Source organism: Kosakonia sp. MH5 (genome assembly GCF_009935945.1).
Taxonomy (GTDB): Bacteria; Pseudomonadota; Gammaproteobacteria; order Enterobacterales; family Enterobacteriaceae; genus Kosakonia; species Kosakonia radicincitans.
This window is the reverse complement of record NZ_QODH01000008.1, coordinates 114,084-132,443: the sequence shown is the minus strand read 5'-3', so window position 1 is coordinate 132,443 and position 18,360 is coordinate 114,084. Positions and strand designations below refer to the sequence as shown.

15 protein-coding genes are annotated in these 18,360 nt (G+C 59.0%); 7 read left to right on the top strand and 8 right to left on the bottom strand.

What is annotated here, in order from left to right; all coding sequences use genetic code 11:
• Positions 1-126 precede the first annotated feature (126 nt).
• Positions 127-747 (top strand): response regulator transcription factor, encoded by a 621-nt coding sequence (locus DK872_RS19995; RefSeq protein ID WP_007375046.1) that lies wholly within the window; start codon positions 127-129, stop codon positions 745-747.
• Here DK872_RS19995 and DK872_RS19990 read toward each other — a convergent pair.
• Genes DK872_RS19990 through DK872_RS19970 form a run of 5 tightly spaced genes read right to left on the bottom strand, consistent with a single transcriptional unit; the run spans position 744 to position 7,881 of the window.
• A complete protein-coding gene (locus DK872_RS19990) occupies positions 744-6,296 on the bottom strand; it encodes an AAA family ATPase (protein ID WP_161518751.1) in 5,553 nt (1,850 codons plus the stop codon). The genes DK872_RS19995 and DK872_RS19990 overlap by 4 nt on opposite strands.
• The gene (locus DK872_RS19985; RefSeq protein ID WP_007375048.1) at positions 6,293-6,679 is read right to left on the bottom strand and encodes a response regulator transcription factor; all 387 of its coding nucleotides are present in this window, start codon (positions 6,677-6,679) and stop codon (positions 6,293-6,295) included. Before DK872_RS19985 ends, DK872_RS19990 begins: the two co-directional genes overlap by 4 nt.
• Before the next feature lie 16 nt (positions 6,680-6,695).
• A complete protein-coding gene (locus tag DK872_RS19980; protein ID WP_007375049.1) occupies positions 6,696-6,962 on the bottom strand; it encodes a XapX domain-containing protein in 267 nt (88 codons plus the stop codon).
• Positions 6,963-6,966: 4 nt separating this feature from the next.
• Complete coding sequence (locus tag DK872_RS19975) at positions 6,967-7,137, bottom strand: DUF1427 family protein (protein ID WP_107146124.1); 171 nt, start codon at positions 7,135-7,137, stop codon at positions 6,967-6,969.
• 57 nt (positions 7,138-7,194) lie between these two features.
• Entirely contained in the window at positions 7,195-7,881 is a 687-nt protein-coding gene (locus tag DK872_RS19970) for a hydrolase (protein ID WP_007375051.1), read from the bottom strand.
• Between the two features lie 234 nt (positions 7,882-8,115).
• On the opposite strand from DK872_RS19970, the gene DK872_RS19965 reads away from it, so the two are divergent.
• From DK872_RS19965 to DK872_RS19950, 4 genes are read left to right on the top strand one after another with little or no spacing between them, the layout of a single operon-like run.
• Positions 8,116-9,990: an amidohydrolase gene (locus tag DK872_RS19965; protein ID WP_161518750.1), complete on the top strand. Its 1,875-nt coding sequence runs from the start codon at positions 8,116-8,118 to the stop codon at positions 9,988-9,990.
• A gap of 4 nt (positions 9,991-9,994) precedes the next feature.
• Positions 9,995-10,405, top strand: a complete 411-nt coding sequence (locus tag DK872_RS19960; protein WP_007375053.1) for a DoxX family protein — start codon at positions 9,995-9,997, stop codon at positions 10,403-10,405.
• A complete protein-coding gene (locus tag DK872_RS19955; RefSeq protein WP_007375054.1) occupies positions 10,402-12,027 on the top strand; it encodes an MFS transporter in 1,626 nt (541 codons plus the stop codon). Before DK872_RS19960 ends, DK872_RS19955 begins: the two co-directional genes overlap by 4 nt.
• 37 nt (positions 12,028-12,064) lie before the next feature.
• Positions 12,065-12,886 carry an alpha/beta fold hydrolase gene (locus DK872_RS19950; RefSeq protein ID WP_007375055.1) on the top strand — a complete coding sequence of 274 codons (822 nt, stop codon included), beginning with the start codon at positions 12,065-12,067 and terminating at the stop codon, positions 12,884-12,886.
• A 44-nt stretch (positions 12,887-12,930) separates the two neighbouring features.
• Here the strand turns inward: DK872_RS19950 and DK872_RS19945 are convergent, their stop codons facing one another.
• Positions 12,931-14,712, bottom strand: coding sequence for a thiamine pyrophosphate-requiring protein (locus DK872_RS19945; RefSeq protein WP_187775363.1), 1,782 nt, complete (start codon positions 14,710-14,712; stop codon positions 12,931-12,933).
• Positions 14,713-14,818: 106 nt separating this feature from the next.
• Between DK872_RS19945 and DK872_RS19940 the strand changes: the two genes are divergently transcribed.
• A complete protein-coding gene (locus DK872_RS19940) occupies positions 14,819-15,241 on the top strand; it encodes a GNAT family N-acetyltransferase (protein ID WP_035885716.1) in 423 nt (140 codons plus the stop codon).
• 2 nt (positions 15,242-15,243) lie between these two features.
• Here DK872_RS19940 and DK872_RS19935 read toward each other — a convergent pair whose 3' ends face one another.
• A complete protein-coding gene (locus tag DK872_RS19935) occupies positions 15,244-15,573 on the bottom strand; it encodes a YciI family protein (RefSeq protein ID WP_007375058.1) in 330 nt (109 codons plus the stop codon).
• 101 nt (positions 15,574-15,674) lie between these two features.
• Between DK872_RS19935 and DK872_RS19930 the strand changes: the two genes are divergently transcribed.
• A complete protein-coding gene (locus DK872_RS19930) occupies positions 15,675-16,568 on the top strand; it encodes a LysR substrate-binding domain-containing protein (RefSeq protein ID WP_007375059.1) in 894 nt (297 codons plus the stop codon).
• Positions 16,569-16,733: 165 nt separating this feature from the next.
• Here the strand turns inward: DK872_RS19930 and DK872_RS19925 are convergent, their stop codons facing one another.
• Positions 16,734-18,305, bottom strand: a complete 1,572-nt coding sequence (locus tag DK872_RS19925) for a GGDEF domain-containing protein (RefSeq protein ID WP_079517921.1) — start codon at positions 18,303-18,305, stop codon at positions 16,734-16,736.
• Between the last annotated feature and the right edge of the window lie 55 nt (positions 18,306-18,360).

The window sequence follows — 18,360 nt, the reverse complement described above, 5'->3', positions numbered from 1 at the left end:
AAAATCACACAGTTTGTAAGGAAATTCTCGTCATTTCATCCGGTTAAAAATTATGTTATCAGTATCAGCCTGCAAACTGAAAGACGTGCATTTTCAGGCGCGTCGCCCCTGTGAGGCCGAAAGATGATGGAACCTGTCGTTTACGTTGTCGATGATGATAATGCCGTCAGAAAATCAATTGTCCGGCTGTTGGCATCCGAAGGTTATCGCGCCATCGACTTCGCGTCCGCGGAGTCATTTCTCTCTCATCCCCTTGTCGGCGTTCCGGCCTGTTTGATCCTCGATTTAAACATGCCGGTGGTGAATGGTTTTGATGTTGCCAGCGCGTTAAAAGATCGCGGGCGCGAGCTGCCGATTATCTTTCTGACGGGATTTGGCACCATTCCACTAACCGTGCAGGCAATGAAAGCCGGTGCGCGAGAGTTTCTGACTAAACCCGTGGAACCGGAGCGTTTGCTGGCTGCGGTGGTGGATGCCCTGAAAGGCGCCGAGCAGGAGTTTGAACAGCAGCAGGCGAACTTTGCGCTCAAACAGCGCCACCTCTCTTTAACGCCGCGCGAGCAGGAAGTGTTTGAACTGGCGATCAGCGGCTTGCTGAATAAGCAGATCGCCGCAGAGCTCGGCGTCAGCGAAATCACCGTCAAAGTGCATCGCCGTCGGGTGATGGACAAAATGCAGGCCCGCTCGCTGGCGGATCTGGTGCATGCCGCCGGAAGCCTGCAAATCGCCAAATCCCGCAGCCGTTAATCGCTGGCGGGCACGGTAAAGGAGAACAGACTGCCAAACGGCGTTCTTGCCTGCGCCGTCAGCTTCCCCTGATGCCGTTCAATAATGGTGTGACTGATGGTCAGCCCCATCCCCATTCCCTGCGCTTTGGTGGTGTAGAACGATTCAAACAGGCGGGCCTGCACTTCGGCATCCATTCCGCTGCCGGTATCGGCAATGGCGCACAGCAGTTCACCCGGCTGCGGGTTTTGCGTGCTGAGCGTCAGCACCCGCGGGCGCGAATCCACCTCGGCCATCGCTTCAATGGCATTCATTACCAGATTCAGCAGCACCTGCTGGATCTGCACGCTGTCGCCGCAAAACAGGCTATTGGCGGCCTGCAACCGGTAATCGACAGCAATATGCCGCCGCTCAAGTTCGCTGCGCGACAGGGTCAGAATATGGTGCAGCAGCGGGTGCAGATCGAGGCGTTCAAACACCGGCGGCTGGCGGCGCGTCAGGGATTGCAGGCTGCGGATCACCTCGCCTGCGCGCTGCCCTTCGCTAATAATTTCCTCCAGCCCGGTGCGGATGTTTTCAATCGGCAGCGGATCGCGGTTAAGCCAGCGCAGGTTGGCGCCCGCGTTGGAGACAATCGACATCAGCGGCTGGTTAATCTCATGGGCAATTGATGAGGTCAGTTGCCCGACGGTGGTTGCCCGCGAAACGCGCGCCAGTTCGGCCTGTGCCACGCGTACCGCATCTTCATTTTGCCGTTGGGTGGTGATATCGGTGATGGTGCCAAAATATTCATGCACCGTTTCACCGCTGGCCGCTACCGGATCGCCGATGCCGAGGATATAACGCACCTCGCCGTCGGCGCGGATAATACGGAACTCCGCCTGCATGGTTAACCCCTGCGCGACGCTGCGGGTCACCAGCGCGCTGATATGCGCATGGTCGTCAGGATGCACATAGGTGAGAAACTCGGCCATCGAAATCAGCTTGCGTTTCTCCGGTAGCCCCAGAATGCGCGCATACTCATCCGACATATGCATCAGATCCTGCTCCAGCTCCCAGCGCCAGGTTCCTGTGTGGCTGATCTGCTCGCCGAGCATCAGCGAGGTCTGGCTGGCGCGCAGCTCTTTTTCCACCCGGCGGCGCTGAATATTCTCCTCCAGCAGTTCGGCGTACAGACGCGCCGTTTCCAGCGAAACCGCCGCATGCGCGCCAAGCAGGTTTACCACGCGGGAGTGCCCGGCGGTAAACACGTCCGGCATCAGGCGATTCTCCAGATAGAGTGCCCCCACCAGCCGCGCCTGTTTAAACATCGGCACGCACATTACAGCCGCGCCGGAGGTTAACAGATAGGGATCCTGGCTAAATGGGCTGTACTCTTCCGGCCTGCCGGTGCGGATCTCCTGCCCGGTACGGATCACTGCCGCCAGCACCGACAGCGGTAAATCCGTCGCCAGCGGCGTTTCGTTCAGTACCTGTACGCGCACCCCTTCGTTGCTGGTGTGTGCGCTGGCTTCAATCAGCGGGATAGTGTCGTCCAGTACGCGGATTAACAAGCCGCGCTGTGCGCCTGCCCGTTCCAGCAACATGGTCATCAGGATCTGGATCAGCCGCTCAAGATTGATCTCTTCGGAGAGCGCGCGCGAGGCTTTGATGATGCTTTGCAGATCGCGAATTTCATCATTTTGCGCAAACGCAATGGTGTCATACGGCGTACTGGCCGCCTTCGCGACAAGGTGCGGGTGCGTCTGTTCGAGCTGACGCACTTTGCCGTGCGCGCCAACGCGGCCCCAGGCGGCGATTGCCCCGCGAAACCAGGCATCGGCAATCGTTGGATAACCGCAGGTGCGGGCAAATTGCCCGGCCAGTTCGTGCGCCAGCGCGTTGCTTGGGTTAAAGCCCGCTTCGCGCGACAGCTTGATGGCTTTCTCATACTGACCAATGGCGATACTGTTCATCCCGTCAAGCCGGACGATCTCGGCGTACAGCAGTGCCTCTTTGTCGCTGACGGTCGCCGGATTGAGTCGCGCCCAGCGCGCGATCGGGTTGTAGTGCTGATTAAGCCGCTGGCGATGTGCGGCGGAAAAGGTATCCGGCGTCAGTTGCATCGACAACGACAGCGCGCTGTAGAGATGGTAATCGAGCAGATTGACGTGTCCGGGCGCGGACCAGGCAAAACGTCCCGCTTCCAGCAGGCTGCTTTCCGCCTGCGCATATTCACCGGCAAAGAAGTGCGCCATTCCGCGATAAAGCCAGAACCAGAACAGCATGGTCGGCGGCGGTGTTGCCGGTAGCAGTGATTCCGGCAACACGGCTTTACCGCTAAACACCGGCTGGGGTGTTCGCAGGTACTCAACAAAGTGACGTTGTAACAGAAGGACGGTATCCATATCCGAAAAACGTGTTTCGCGCACGAAGGCCAGCCCGCGTTCTATATAACTCAGTACCACATCAAGCGGGTCGCCGCAGGCCAGGCTGTTGCTGACCTCACGGAAGGAGGCGAAGCAGGCAATAGTGAGATCGCCATGCGCAACCGCAGCGGTGAAACAGTTTCTGGCGCACTGGACGGTATGCGACAACGGCTGGATCCAGACGCTGCTGCGCCCCAGCGCCACCAGTGTTTTGGCAGCGTAATCATGAAAACCGTGGCGCGTGACCAGATCCTGTGCCAGCGTGCCGTAGCGAAAGCCCTGCTCATACTCGCCATACCGCTCGCCAATCATCACGCCAAACCACGCCAGTGCGGCAGTGGATGCGCCCGTCAGCCCGCGCTCCAGCGTCAGTTGCAGTATCCGGCAGAGCAGCAGGAAATGCAGGCGTGGACAGTGAAAACTGGCGTACAGACTGGCGCTTCCCAGCAGGTTCATCAGCACATCCGTTTCGCGGTGGTTCATGCGCGGCAACGCCATAAACGCGCTGGCGGGCTGCGTACCGATAAGGGATGAAATCTCCTGCCAGGCTTCGTCGCACTCCGCATCGTCCGGCTGGCGGCTCACGTGAATACCGAACACGGAGAGCCAGCTCAGCGTGGTGTCGAGCGCCTGTGAATAGCTGGAGCGGCGGATATGCACCTCCGCCAGTACACTGGCGGCATGGGCTTTTTCCACCAGCCCGCCCGGAGAGGCCAGCAGCGTTTCGCACGATGCGCGTGCGGTAGCGAGATGGCCCAGCAGAAGTTCGCATTCTGCCCGCTGTAAATCGAGCGCGAAGAGATCGCCGCTGTCGGCGCTGAGCGTGCGCGCGGTCTGTAAATAACCCAGCGCGGAAGCGTAATCGCCGCTGCGTTTGGCCTGCCGGGCGGCAAGGGCACAAAGTTCGCTGAACTTCCGCCGCTGTGGCGCAAGCTGGATACTGTCGATCGCCGCCGTGACATGGTGGATGGTGCGAAACAGGATCTCGTTACCTGGGGTTTGCCGCGCTTCATCAGCCAGCAGGCTGGCGGCCCGCAGATGTAACTGACGGCATACGGACAAGGGCAGCGCGGCGCTTGCCGCCTGCTGAATGCGCTCATGGGTAAAGGTATATTCGTCGGCGTTGAGAGTAATTAACTGCACGGCCACCGCCGGATGCAGGTGCAAACGGAGCTCGCCAGGCGTTATCTCCAGTATGCGGCTTGCCAGCGACACCCCGCCCGCGCTGCCAAGGCAGGCCAGATGAGCGAGCAGCGTACGGGTCTCATCCGGCATCTGTTCCAGTTGTTGCAGCACCAGACTGATAACGTTTTCGCTGTAGTAACGGGCGCGAATCGCCGCCAGATCGTAGTGCCAGCGCCCCTGATAGCTGTTATGACTCACCAGCCCGTCTTCGACGATGCGTTTAAAAAATTCATGTGCAAACAGCGGATTACCGCCGGTTTTTTCATGGATCAGTTTTGCCAGATCAACGGTCGATGCCGGGCGGGTCTGAAAAACGATCGCCAGCCAGCGCGCCACGGCTTTGACGGAGAGGGGTTGCGGCTCGCACGCTGTCGTTCGCCGGGCGGCGCTGCGCAGGCGTACCAGCGTGGCGGCAAACTCCTCATCCCCGAGCGACGGCAGATCGCGGTGCGATACCACCATCAGCAGCGGCAAGGCGTGGCTGTGCTGTAACAGGTACTCCAGCAGTTGCAGGCTGGCGTCATCGATCCAGTGCAGATTGTCGATCAGTATGACCAGCGGGCAACCGGGCGTGGCAAATACACTCACCAGGCGCAACACCATATGATTAAAGCGGGCGCGGGCATCCAGCGCGACGCTGTCAATGAAAGGCGCGGGTTTACTCCCCAGCAGCAGACCCAGTTCCGGCGCGAGGCTGACCGCCAGCCCTTCATACCCGGCCAGCGCGACGGAGAGCCGCGATTTCCAGCGCGTCACCTCTTCGGCGGGTAGCCCCAGCAAATGCAACGCCAGCGAGCGAAATGCTGCTGTCAGCGCGCCAAGCGGCAGCACCGAGCTGTACTGCTCCACTTTGCCAAGCGCGATCAGCGTCGGGCGTTGCAGAAACAGTTTCAGCGCCGAGGCCATCAGCGATGATTTACCCATCCCGGACGGACCGCTGAGGGTGACCAGCATCTGTTTGCCGCTGTGGTTAACCTCTTCCAGCGCCGCAACCAGTTCGCCCGCCTGCGGATGTGCGCGGTACAACGTATTGGCAAAGTGCAGCGACGGAGAGCGATCCTGTAAACCGGGCGTAAACGCCGGAATGCCCTGCTCCGGCGTCAGCGTGGCCTGGCATCGGCGCAGATCGGCGATCAGGCCATCAATGGTCTGATAACGTTTCTCCGGCGATTTGGCCAGCAGCTTCAGCAGGATGGTCGACAGCATCGGCGGTAACCCTTCCCGCAGGCTGTGCGGCGCGGCAGGTTCAGAGGCAATATGATGCAGCGTCCACTCTGCCTGCCCGCCTTCGGGCAGATCGAACGGCAGCACGCCGGTCAGTAATTCATACAGAACGATGCCCAGACTGTAGAGATCGCTGCGGCTGTCAACGGCATGATGGGTGCGGGCGGTGTGTTCCGGTGACATATACGCCAGCGTGCCGCCGGAAAGCGGCAGCCAGTTTTGCGCCCGCGCTTCACTGCTGCTGGTGGCAAGGCCAAATCCGCCGAGACGGCAGTGCTCCCCGCTAAGAAAAATGTTTCCCGGCTTGATATCGCCGTGAATGAGATTGCGGTGATGCATCTGGCGCAGCGGCGCGCAGATACGTAAGGCCAGCTCCAGCCAGCTGGCGATGCAGGCCATCGGATGAGCGGTCATCCGGGTGAGCGTCTCAAAAGCAAATGTCGGATAGACCAGCGCAAAACGGCCATGATATTGCGCGCTGGCGACAGGCGTGACCGCCCAGTTACTCTCCAGTTGCGCGCGCAGCGCCAGCTCATTTTTCAGCAACTGGCTGGCGCGCGGTTCGGCATCGTCGCTGACGGCGGTGGCGAGGATAAAGGCGTCGCTGCCCCACGGGTAATGGGCATTCATCCAGGCAATGCATCCTTCCTGCGCCAGTGGCGTATAGATGGCGTCATCCTGCACAGTAAAAGGCTGCCCTGCGTTGTGTTCACTGGTTTCCGGCCGCAACCGAAGACGCGAAGCGTCGCTCATGGATTATCCTCGATGTTGGTCAACACGCGCTGAACATATTCAAGGAGGATATCGATATCGATGGGTTTGCGCAAAAAAGCAACGGCACCGGGTTTGCCCGCGTACCGTTGCCAGGTTTCGTCGTCGTGGCCGGAGATAAAGATCACCGGCGGCGGTGCCGGGCTAAGCTGCAACCTCTCAAACAGCATTGCGCCGCTCATGCCCTTCAGTTTGAGATCCGCAATCACCAGCGCAATCGCAGGCTGCGCCGGGCCATCGTTGAGAAACGCTTCCGCCGAGGGAAATGCTATCGTGGCGTAGCCCTCCGATTGCAGCAAATTACTCAATCCGCTACGGACGGAAGGTTCATCATCAACAATGGCAATACGCCGGGGTTGCGTCATGCGATTTCCTCTGGCCTCAGTCATCCTGGCGCGGCGGCGAGTCTGGGGGTTCAGGCCGCGGCGCACCGCTAATTTTCGGGACACACTCGTGGCGGAACCACGTCATGGTCAGCGGCTGTCGGGCCAGCAGACGGCGGGTTACCGGTACGAGTTGCTCCCCCACCAGCATGCCGAACAATCCGAGTAGCGCAACCACCGGCGGCGCGGGTGAGTGAACGCCCAGTAAAGCATAAATAACGCCAGCCAGAAGACCGACCAGGAGAGAAACGATCCAGGTTTTCATGGGTTTACCCCGCCGTTGTGTGGGTCATTAGCGTGGCGATCAGCCATTCGCCCACCAGCATGCCGAGCAGCCCGACCAGCGCAATCGCCGGCGGCGCGGGAGAACGTACCTTCAGCAGCGCGTACATCACGCCAATCAGCACGCCTGCGGCAAAGGAAATCAGTCCGATACTCATGGCAAACTCCTGCCGAAAAGGGAAATGCTGACCGGCGAATACCGGCCAGCGTGCTGCTTAGCGTGCCGGAACCGGCGCCAGCGTGCGGTGACCCGCTTTGGCGCGGGACGGCGCTTTATGCACCATGGTGTAGGCGTAATCAACGCCCATGCCGTAGGCGCCGGAGTGCTCTTTAACAATCGCCATCACTGCGTCATAGGTTTCGCGGTGCGCCCAGTCGCGCTGCCACTCCAGCATCACCTGCTGCCAGGTTACCGGGATCACGCCCGCCTGGATCATGCGCTGCATTGCGTAGTCGTGCGCTTCTTTTGAGGTGCCGCCGGAGGCGTCCGCCACCATATAGATTTCGTAATCGCCTTCCAGCATCGCGCACAGGGAGAAGGTGTTGTTGCACACTTCGGTCCACAGGCCGGAGACCACCACTTTACGTTTGCCGTTGGCAGCCAGCGCGTCACGCACTTTTTGATCGTCCCAGGAGTTCATGGAGGTACGTTCCAGAATGTCCTTCTCCGGGAATACATCCAGCAGTTCCGGGTAGGTATTGCCGGAGAAACTTTCGGTTTCAACGGTGGTGATGATGGTCGGGATATTGAACACTTTGGCGGCTTTCGCCAGCGCAACGGTGTTGTTTTTCAGAACCTGGCGGTCAATGGACTGTACGCCAAAGGCCATTTGAGGCTGGTGATCGATAAAGATTAACTGACAGTTAGCCGGGGTCAGGACTTCAAGCTTTGAGGTTGTCATATTTACACCCATTAGGTTAAAGGAGCTGGAGCTACGTTCAGACAGCAAACGACAGGGCTTCGCTATCGGTGGCTGCATGGTAGGCTGCGCTCCCCCGGCCCGACTATTATCTGATGGTATAACTATCCTTTCGTATACCTATACTTTGGTACAACTGGTCTTTTTTCCGCCGCGCTTTACATAATTCATTCCAGATGCTTATCGGCTCAACAGGGCCGCCAGACTGGAGGAAGTATGGATTTGCTCGCACATGCAGAACTGATATTGCTCAATGGCCAGTTTCACACCGTTGATCGGGAAAACCCGCTCGCCGATGCGGTCGCCATCCGTGATGGAAAATTCGTTAAAGTGGGCAGTGAAGCCGAGGTGATGGCGTACCGCGGCGAACGCACTCAGGTTGTCGATTTACACGGCCATACGGCGATCCCCGGATTAAACGACTCGCACCTGCACCTGATTCGCGGCGGGCTTAACTACAATCTCGAACTGCGCTGGGAAGGCGTTCCGTCGCTGGCCGATGCGTTGCGCATGCTGAAAGAACAGGCATTGCGCACGCCGTCACCGCAGTGGGTGCGCGTAGTCGGCGGCTGGACAGAGTTCCAGTTTGCGGAGCGCCGTATGCCGACGCTGGATGAAATCAACGACGCCGCGCCCGATACCCCGGTCTTTATTCTGCATCTCTACGATCGCGCCCTGCTCAACCGCGCGGCGCTGAAAGTGGTGGGTTATACCCGCGATACGCCAAACCCGCCGGGCGGCGAGATCCAGCGCGACAGCAACGGTAATCCGACCGGCATGCTGATTGCCCGCCCGAATGCGATGATCCTTTACGCCACGCTGGCGAAAGGGCCGAAACTGCCGCTGGAGCAGCAAGTTAACTCCACCCGCCAGTTTATGCGCGAGCTGAACCGTCTGGGGCTGACCAGCGCCATTGATGCGGGCGGCGGTTTCCAGAACTACCCGGAAGATTACGCGGTGATCGCCGAACTGCATGAGAAAAAGCAGATGACGATCCGCATCGCCTACAACCTGTTTACGCAGCGGCCCGGCCATGAACTGGAAGATTTTGAGAAATGGACCGACATGCTGACGCCAGACCAGGGCAGCGATTTCTTCCGCCATAACGGCGCGGGCGAAATGCTGGTCTTCTCGGCGGCGGATTTTGAAGACTTCCTCGAACCGCGCCCGGATCTGGCGCCGGGAATGGAAGAGGAGCTGGAACGTGTGGTGCGTCATCTGGTTGAGCACCGCTGGCCGTTCCGTCTGCACGCCACTTATAACGAATCCATCAGCCGCATGCTCGACGTGTTCGAAAAAGTGAACCGCGAGATCCCGTTCAACGGCCTGCACTGGTTCTTTGATCACGCCGAAACCATTACCGAAGCTAATATCGAACGCGTAAAAGCGCTCGGCGGCGGTATCGCCGTTCAGCACCGCATGGCGTTCCAGGGCGAATATTTCGCTGAGCGCTACGGCCAGCAGGCCACCAAACAGACGCCGCCGGTGGCGAAAATGCTGGAAAACGGCCTGCCGGTTGGGCTGGGCACCGACGCCACCCGCGTGGCGAGCTACAACCCGTGGACGGCGCTCTACTGGCTGGTTTCCGGCCGCACTGTCGGTGGCATGCAGATGTACGATCACAGCGCCCGTCTCGATCGCGATACCGCCCTGCTGCTGTGGACGCAGGGTAGCGCCTGGTTCTCCAGCGAACAGGGGAAAAAAGGCCAGATCAAAGCCGGTCAACTGGCGGATCTCGCCATTCTGAGCAAGGACTACTTCCGCGTGCCGGAAGAGGAGATCAAAGGGATTGAGTCGGTACTGACGGTGGTGGGCGGCGATATCGTCTACGCCGCAGGTCAGTTTGGCCCGCTGGCGCCGCCGGCTATTCCGGTGGTGCCGGAGTGGTCGCCGGTGGTCAAGGTTCCGGGTCATTATCGTAGCGCACCGCCGCAGGCGGCCCGTGTCGGTCAGGCGGCGGGTGTTCATCACTGTTCCGGCCCGTGCGGAGTTCACGTTCATCAGCACGATATCGCCCGTGGCAATGCCATGCCGGTATCCGATGAGAACGCGTTCTGGGGCGCGCTCGGCTGTAGCTGCTTTGCGTTCTGACATCATGAAAACGTCAACTGACTTTGCGCCCCGTATTGATGCGGGGCTGTTCTTCCTGCGCCTGACGGGCAGCCTGTTACTGCTGTATGTGCACGGGCTGCCGAAGGTGTTCCATTTCAGCGAAGAACTGACGCGTATCGAAGATCCGTTTGGTCTTGGGCCTTATATGAGCCTGCTGCCCGCGATTTTCGCCGAGGTGATCTGCCCGCTGTTTATTATGGCGGGCGTGGCGACGCGACTGGCCTGCGTGCCAATCATCGTGGTGCTGCTGGTGGCGATGCTGGCGGTGCATCCTGACTGGTCCATTGCCGAAGGGCAATTCGGCTGGCTGCTGCTGATCATCTTTACTACGCTTTTGCTGACCGGCCCTGGAAGCTGGCGAATACGACGGACGGCAAAAGGAGCGATTGCATGACCCAGCAAAACGAACTGAAAGCAGCGGTGACAGTGTCACCTGCTCAACCTTCCGCCTCAGCGTGGCAACCGTTGCATCAGCGCGTTTTCCGCATGCTATGGATTGCGACCGTGGTCTCCAATATCGGCTCATGGATGAGCGATATCGGCGTGAACTGGACAATGCTCTCGCTGAGCGCCGATCCGCTGGCGGTGGCGCTGGTGCAGGCCGCCAGCAGCCTGCCGATGTTCCTGTTTGTCCTGCCCGCAGGCGTGCTGGCCGATATTATCGAGCGACGCAAGATCCTGCTCTTCTCTCAGGTATGGTCGTTCTGTGCGGCTGCCGGGCTTGCCCTGCTCTCTTTTACCGGCAACGTCACGCCGGAAGTGCTGCTGGCAGCGACCTTTTTACTCAGTACCGGCGCGGCGCTCAGCTCGCCCGCCTTTCAGGCGATTGTGCCGGATCTGGTCGACAAGCAGGAGCTGAGCCCGGCGATTGCCCTCAACTCGCTGGGCATCAATATCAGCCGCGCAATCGGTCCGGCGCTCGGCGGGTTGATCCTGTCGTTTGCCGGCCCGTGGATGGTGTTCCTGCTTAATGCTCTGTCGGTGGTCGGCGTGGCGGTAGTGTTGCACCGCTGGAAACCGCAGGCCACGGTGCAGCGCCTGCCACCGGAGCACTTTTTCACGGCCATTCGTGGCGGCCTGCGCTACGTTCACGCCGCGCCGGTGCTGCAAAATGTGCTGGCGCGCACCGTGGCGTTCTTTCTGTTTGGCAGCGCTGGCTGGGCGATGCTGCCGCTGGTGGCGCGTCGTGAACTGGGCCTTGGCCCGGGCGGTTACGGCATTATGCTGGCCTGTATTGGCGTCGGGGCAATTTGCGGCGCGGTAGTACTACCGAAATTGCGCAAACGGCTGAATGCCGATCAGATGATGGTGGCGGCGAGCCTGCTGTTTGCTATCACCATGCTGGCGCTGGCGTTTATCCGCCATGTCTGGCTGCTTAATGCCTTTGAATTTTTCACCGGCTTTTCCTGGATTGCCGTGCTCTCGACGCTGAATGTCGGCGCGCAGCGCAGCGCCGCCCGCTGGGTGAAAGCGCGTGCGCTGGCGGTCTACCTGACGGTGTTCTTTGGTTCGATGACCGTCGGCAGCGCGATCTGGGGGAAACTGGCGTCGGAATTCGGCGTGGCGTGGTCGCTGTGTGCGGCAACCGTTGGCATGGTGCTGGGCGCGACGACGGTCTTACGCTGGCGGCTGGAAAAAGATGCCGCGCTGAATCTCGATATTCTCGATCCGGCAGGCGGCACGGCGAATATCACCATCCCCCACGAGCGTGGGCCGGTGATGGTGAGCTGTGAGTACCGCATTGATCCGCAGGACGCCCATGAATTCACCCTTGCGATGCAGGATATGCGCCGCGTCAGACGTCGTACCGGCGCAATGGGCTGGGCGGTGTATGAAGATGCGGTACAGCCAGGTGTGTTTGTCGAAACCTGGGTGATGGGATCGTGGATAGAGCATTTACGTCAGCACGAGCGGCACACGGTGAACGATCAACGTATCCGTGAGCGCGTGCTGGCTTTTCATCAGAGCGATGAACCGCCGGTTGTCCGGCATCTGGTTGCGCCCGCCGGGCGATAATCGGTGTTAACCCACTACTTAACAATGAGGTAAGCAGATGAGCACAATCAAAACGCAGGATGGTACTCAGATTTATTACAAAGACTGGGGTGCGGGTAAGCCGGTTCTCTTCAGCCACGGCTGGCCGCTGGATGGTGACATGTGGGATAGCCAGCTTAATTTCCTCGCTGAGCGTGGTTATCGTGTTATTGCCTTTGACCGTCGCGGTTTTGGTCGTTCCGATCAGCCGTGGAACGGTTACGACTACGACACCTTTGCCTCCGACATTAACGATCTGATTACGGCGCTGGATTTGCAGGGCGTGACGCTGGTGGGCTTCTCGATGGGCGGCGGCGATGTGACGCGTTACATCGGCCGCTACGGCACCTCTCGTGTGGCCGGGCTGGTACTGCTTGGCGCGGTGACGCCGATTTTCGGTAAAACCGCCGATCATCCGGAGGGTGTCGATAAGAGCGTATTCGATGGCATTAAAGATGGCCTGCTCAAAGATCGCGCGCAGTTTATCAGTGATTTTGCTACCCCGTTCTACGGCCTGAATGCCGGGCAGAAAGTTTCCGACGGTGTACTGACGCAAACGCTGAATATCGCCCTGCTGGCGTCGCTGAAAGGTACGCTGGACTGCGTTACCGCCTTCTCCGAAACCGACTTCCGCCCGGATGTAGCGAAAGTGGATGTCCCGACGCTGGTGATCCACGGCAGCAACGATCAGATCGTACCGTTCGAAGCCACCGGTAAACTGTCCGCGCAACTGATCAAAGGCGCGGAACTGAAAGTGTACGAAAACGGCCCGCACGGTTTTGCCGTTACTCATCAGGATCAACTGAATGAAGACCTGCTGGCGTTCCTGAGCAAACTGTAACGTCTGAGTGAAAGCAGAAACCGGGCCTCAGCGCCCGGTTTTTTTTACGATTTTTTGTGGAACAACTGGCTGGCTGTATCACTTAGAACCTGCACCGCGCCCCGATCGCCCTTCATCATCGAGGCCATAAAGGCTTTGGCCTGTTTCAGGGTGATATGCGGCGGTAACGGCGCGACTTCCGGATCGGTTTTCACCTCCAGCAATACCGGGCGATCTGCCTGCAATGCCTGTAGCCAGGCCGCCCTTAGCGCCTCCGGCGTATCGACAAAAATACCCTGCAAGCCCAGTGAGCGGGCAAACTCGGCATAGCGAACATCCGGCACCTGTTGCGTGGCTTCAAAGCGCGGATTGCCTTCCATCACTCGCTGCTCCCACGTTACCTGGTTGAGATCCTGGTTGTTGAAGACGCAGATAATCAACCGTGGATCCTGCCACTGCTGCCAGTATTTCTGCACGGTAATGAGCTCGGCCATGTTGTTCATCTGCATTGCGCCATCGCCGACCAGCGCCACGACGGGTTTTTCCGGCGCGGCAAATTTCGCCGCAATGGCGTACGGCACCGCCGCGCCCATGCAGGCCAGCCCGCCAGAGAGCGACGCGCGCTGCCCCTGCTTCACACGGTAATCGCGGGCGAACCAGTTGGCGCAGGAGCCGGAATCGGAGGTCACAATGGCGTTTTCCGGCAGCAATGGCGACATTTCCCACACCACGCGCTGCGGGTTTACCGGCCTGGCTGGCGCCATCGCGCGCTGCTCCATCACCTGCCACCATGTCTGAACCTGACGGGCGATCTCCTCCTGCCAGCTACGGTCTTCTTTGTGCGTCAGCAACGGCAACAGCGCCTGCAACGTTTCTGCGGCATCGCCGTGTAGCGCCACCTCGCAGGGGTAACGCAGGCCGAGCATCGCCGGATCGATATCAATTTGCACCGCGCGCGCCTGGCCCTCCGGCGGCAGAAACTCCGTCCACGGGAAGCCGCTGCCGATCATCAGTAGCGTGTCGCACTGCTGCATCAGTTTCCAGGAAGGCTCCGTTCCCAATAGCCCAATCGAGCCGGTGACAAACGGCGCATCATCCGGCAGAACGTCTTTACCGAGCAGCGCTTTGGCGACGCCTGCGCCAAGCACATTGGCGGCCTGTACCACTTCCACGGCGGCATTGCGTGCGCCCGCGCCGATCAGAATGGCCACTTTTTTCCCAGCATTCAGCACCTCTGCTGCGCGTTGCAGATCGCGATCATGCGGGATAACGCGCGGGCGCTGATAACCGGCAGCTGAGTGGGTAAACCCGTGCGTATGCGCCGGTGGCTGCCACTCCTCATCCTGAATGTCTTTCGGCAGGATCACCACGCCAACGCCGTTCTGCGCAATGGCAATGCGCACGCCACGATCCACCAGATGGCGAACCTGTGCCGGTGATGCCGCTTCCTGCACGAAATTCGCCACATCAGCAAAGACGCGGTCGAGGTTCATCTCCTGCTGATAACTGGCACCGCGCGCGGTGCTTTCTGCCTGGCCGCTGATCGCCAGTACCGGGGCGTGATCCATTTTGGCGTCATACAGCCCGGTTAACAGATGCGTGGCGCCTGGCCCGCCCGTCGATAAGCAGACCCCCAGCTCACCGGTGAATTTGGCATGGCCGACCGCCATAAACGCGGCCATCTCTTCATGGCGTACCTGGATAAATTCGATGCCGTCCCCGGCTTTATTGGCGCGCTGGATTGCCCCGAGCACGCCATTTATGCCATCGCCAGGGTAACCGTAAATGCGCGTTACGCCCCACTCTTTCAGGCGTTTGACAAAGAAATCGCTTGTTTTCATGCTCACTGAAATGTTCTCCTTGCGCGTGGATAACAGTCTTTAAAGGTAGACGATGCCAGGCGCGGCTCTGGCGGTTATCCGCTGAACAAACGCGGGAATGAGGAAGAAACGGATGAATCTTATCGTTAAGCACGAAGTGACTGAGCAGGACCAGAGCGAGCTGTTTGCCGGGCTACGGCGTTACAACCAGCAGTTTGTTAATCTCAGCGAGTGGTCGCATCTGGCAGTCTATTTCCGCGACGACAGCGGTGTCATGCAGGGGGGCGTGATCGCCCGCCAGGAAGGGGAATGGCTGAATATCCACTATCTTTGGGTGCATGAGTCGCAGCGCGGTAACGGGCTGGGGCGCGAGTTGATGTTGCGGGCAATGCAGGAAGCTGTGGCGATCGGTTGTCGCCATGCGCTGGTTGATACTTTCAGCTTTCAGGCGTTGCCCTTCTACCAAAAACTGGGGTTTGAGGAGCAGATGACGCTGGCGGATTTCCCGCATAAAGGGATGCAGCGTCATTACCTGACCAAAGATTTACTGGCCTGATGTCAACCCGCCAGATCTTGCAAATTCTCAGGTGCGGTTCCGCTGGAGTATGCCGAAAGCTGGCCAAACAGCGGATCCCACTGCGCGATCTCCAGCGACGCAATTAGCCCCTCGCGGGAAAAGGGATCGGCTTCCACCATCGCTTTCACTTCGCTGATGTCGCGGGCGCGAAACAGGATAAAACCGCTGCGCAACGCCGCGCCTTTTATCGGCCCGGAGGCGATGATTTTCCCCGCGTTGATAAGCCCTTTCAGGTACAGCACATGCTCACGGACATGCGTATCCCACCCGCTGCCGTCCGGGTGTGACATAGTGACGGTATAAACATTCATTCAATGATGCTCCTCTCTGCTCAGTGAAAATCGAGTGTAGTCATCCCTCATGGTATTTAAAATGGGCTGGTAATGGCTTCAGAAACAACCAAGAGTAGTGAATGCTGGATAAAATCACCGGAATGCGCGTTTTTGTTAGCGTGGTGAAAAAAGGATCCTTTGCCGCGGCGGCACAGGCGTTAACCCTCTCTCCGCAAATGGTGGCGCGCCACATTGCGGCGCTGGAGCAACACCTGGCGACGCGGCTGTTAAACCGCACGACGCGTAAACAGAGCATAACCCCTACCGGGCAGGACTATTTCTACCGCTGCGTAGCCATACTGGATGCGCTGGACGAGGCCGAGCGGGCCGCGCGCGGGACGGCGCTGCTCCCCTCCGGCACGCTCAGGCTGAACGCTCCCGTCACTTTTGGCCGCTACGCGCTGGCCTCGTTTCTGACGGCGTTTCTGCAACGTTACACGCAACTCCGCGTGGAGCTGACGCTGACGGATGCGCTGATCGATCCGTTGGAACATGGCATTGATGCCGTGATCCGCATTGGAGAACTGGCGCCTTCCCTGCGGCTGGTGGCCAAACCGCTTTCACCCTACCGCCTGATTGCCTGCGCCTCGCCGCGCTATCTGGAAAAACAGGGCACGCCGCAACATCCCGACGAACTACAACAACACAACTGCCTGGGTTTTACGCCCTGGCTGCACGACAACGCCTTCCACTGGCCTTTTACTCATGGTGATGATCGGGGGGGCGTTCAGGTCAGCGGTTCGTTAACGATCAATGACTGGGGCGCGATGCTGGAGGCCGCGCTGTGCGGCGGCGGCGTGCTGCTCGGCTATGAGCTGGCATTATCTGAACCGCTGCGCCGCGGTGAACTTGTCCGTTTACTGCCGGAGTATGCGTTTCCGCAAAAAGCCATGCATCTGCTGTATGACCCGCGCCGCGCAGGCGAAACCCGTTTACGGGTGCTAATTGATGAGCTGTGCGCCCGCTTTCCCTGAGCCGCTCGGGAAAACGCCCTCCGGAGTGAGGAAAACCAGCGGCGCGCAATTATTCGCAGTAGTAGCAGTGATTACGGGGCTGCGGTGGTATATGAACCGGTCACATGGGTAACACTTTCTGATTTAATCGGCCCTGATTATACGATGGTTTCGTCTGGCATCCGTTTATGCCTTTTGTAGCATCGCTTCGTTGGCCGCTACCGCACGGTTACGCCCCTGCACCTTCGCCTGATAGAGCGCCTTATCCGCGCCCTCTTTCAGCCGCTGCGCTTCGTCGGCGTTCAGTTCGGCGGTGATGCTGTAACACCCGGCGCTGATGGTCAGCGTGCCGTGCGTGCCGCCGGTTTGCTCATGCGGTATTTGGGCACCGCGTACGATGTTAACCGCCTGGCGTGCGACGAAAAGCGCCGCTTCCGGGCCGGTATCCGGCAGAATAATGGCGAATTCTTCACCGCCGTAGCGGGCAATCAGATCGTGCGAGTTTAGCTGCAGTTTATGCAGAATTTCACCCACCGCCCGCAGGCAGTTATCGCCAGCAACATGGCCGTAATAGTCGTTATAGTGCTTGAAATAATCGATATCGATCATGATAAGCGAGACCGGTTTTTGCTTCAGCGCAGAGGCTTTCAGGCTTTTTGCTAAAAAGAGATCAAACTGCCGACGGTTAGCCAGGCCGGTCAGCCCGTCTGCCAGCGCCATCAGTTGCAGCGTGTGGTTGATGCTGGTCAGTTCATCACGCAGTTCGGCAAGTTCGTTCTGGTTGCGAACGTTCATGCGTACCTGGCGGAAAATAATCGCTCCCATCAGCAGCGTACCCAGCAGCAGCATAATATTCAGCACCAGATCCGGCAGGCTCTCTTTCACCCAGTTCGCCCACAGCGCCGGTTTGTCATAGCCTGCGGCCACCACCAGTGGATAGCGCTCCAGCCGCGCAAATCCGTAAATGCGCTCAACATGGTCCAGCGCGGAAACCCAGGTGCCGTTGCCGCGATCTTTTTTCTCCAGTTCCTGCGTAAACAGCGGGCTGGCAGAGAGGTTACGGTTAATCACATCATCCGCAAACGGGCGCACATACAGGGTGTTGCCGTCGGTATTTAACAGCGCCAGCAGATCGCGGTTTTGCAGCTCAAAATAGCTATAAAAATGACGGAAATAGTCGAGTTTCACCGTTGCCAACAGTACGCCGGTAAAGCCGCCAGCGCTGTCACTGATGCGTAAAGAAACCGGGATCACCAGATCGCCGGTCGAACGGCTGCGGATCACATGCCCGATATGAATACTGCCGTGGCCGTTACGCCGATGATAAATAAAGTATTCGCGGTCACTGTTGTTGGACTGTGCCGGAATTTTGCCAAACGACGTGGCGATCATATTGCCCTGCGGATCGTAGACCATGAGTCCATGCAGTTGTGGAATATGTTGCTGGAGTTCTGACAGATAGTTATTGAACTGATGGTTATTGATGTCGCTGAGGCCCGTGGCGGGCAGATTACGCCGGATATCCCGCAGGGCCGTTTCTGCCTGCAGAAACGTGTCTTCAGCCTGGCGCGCCTGCGAAACCGATAAGTTAATGGCTTCGCGTTCGGCATCCGCCACTTCCTTTTGCCATGAGCGGGTCAGTGTCCATGCGCTGGTTGCGATACCTGCCACCAGCAGCGCAACCATACAGAATGTAATACTACGTCCCAGGGAAGAGTTGAGCGCCAGCCCACGTGCGACCCGTTTCCTGAAATTCATCGTCTCCCCTTCATCACGTCTCCCGATCTGTAATTAATCATAGAAGCACGATGAT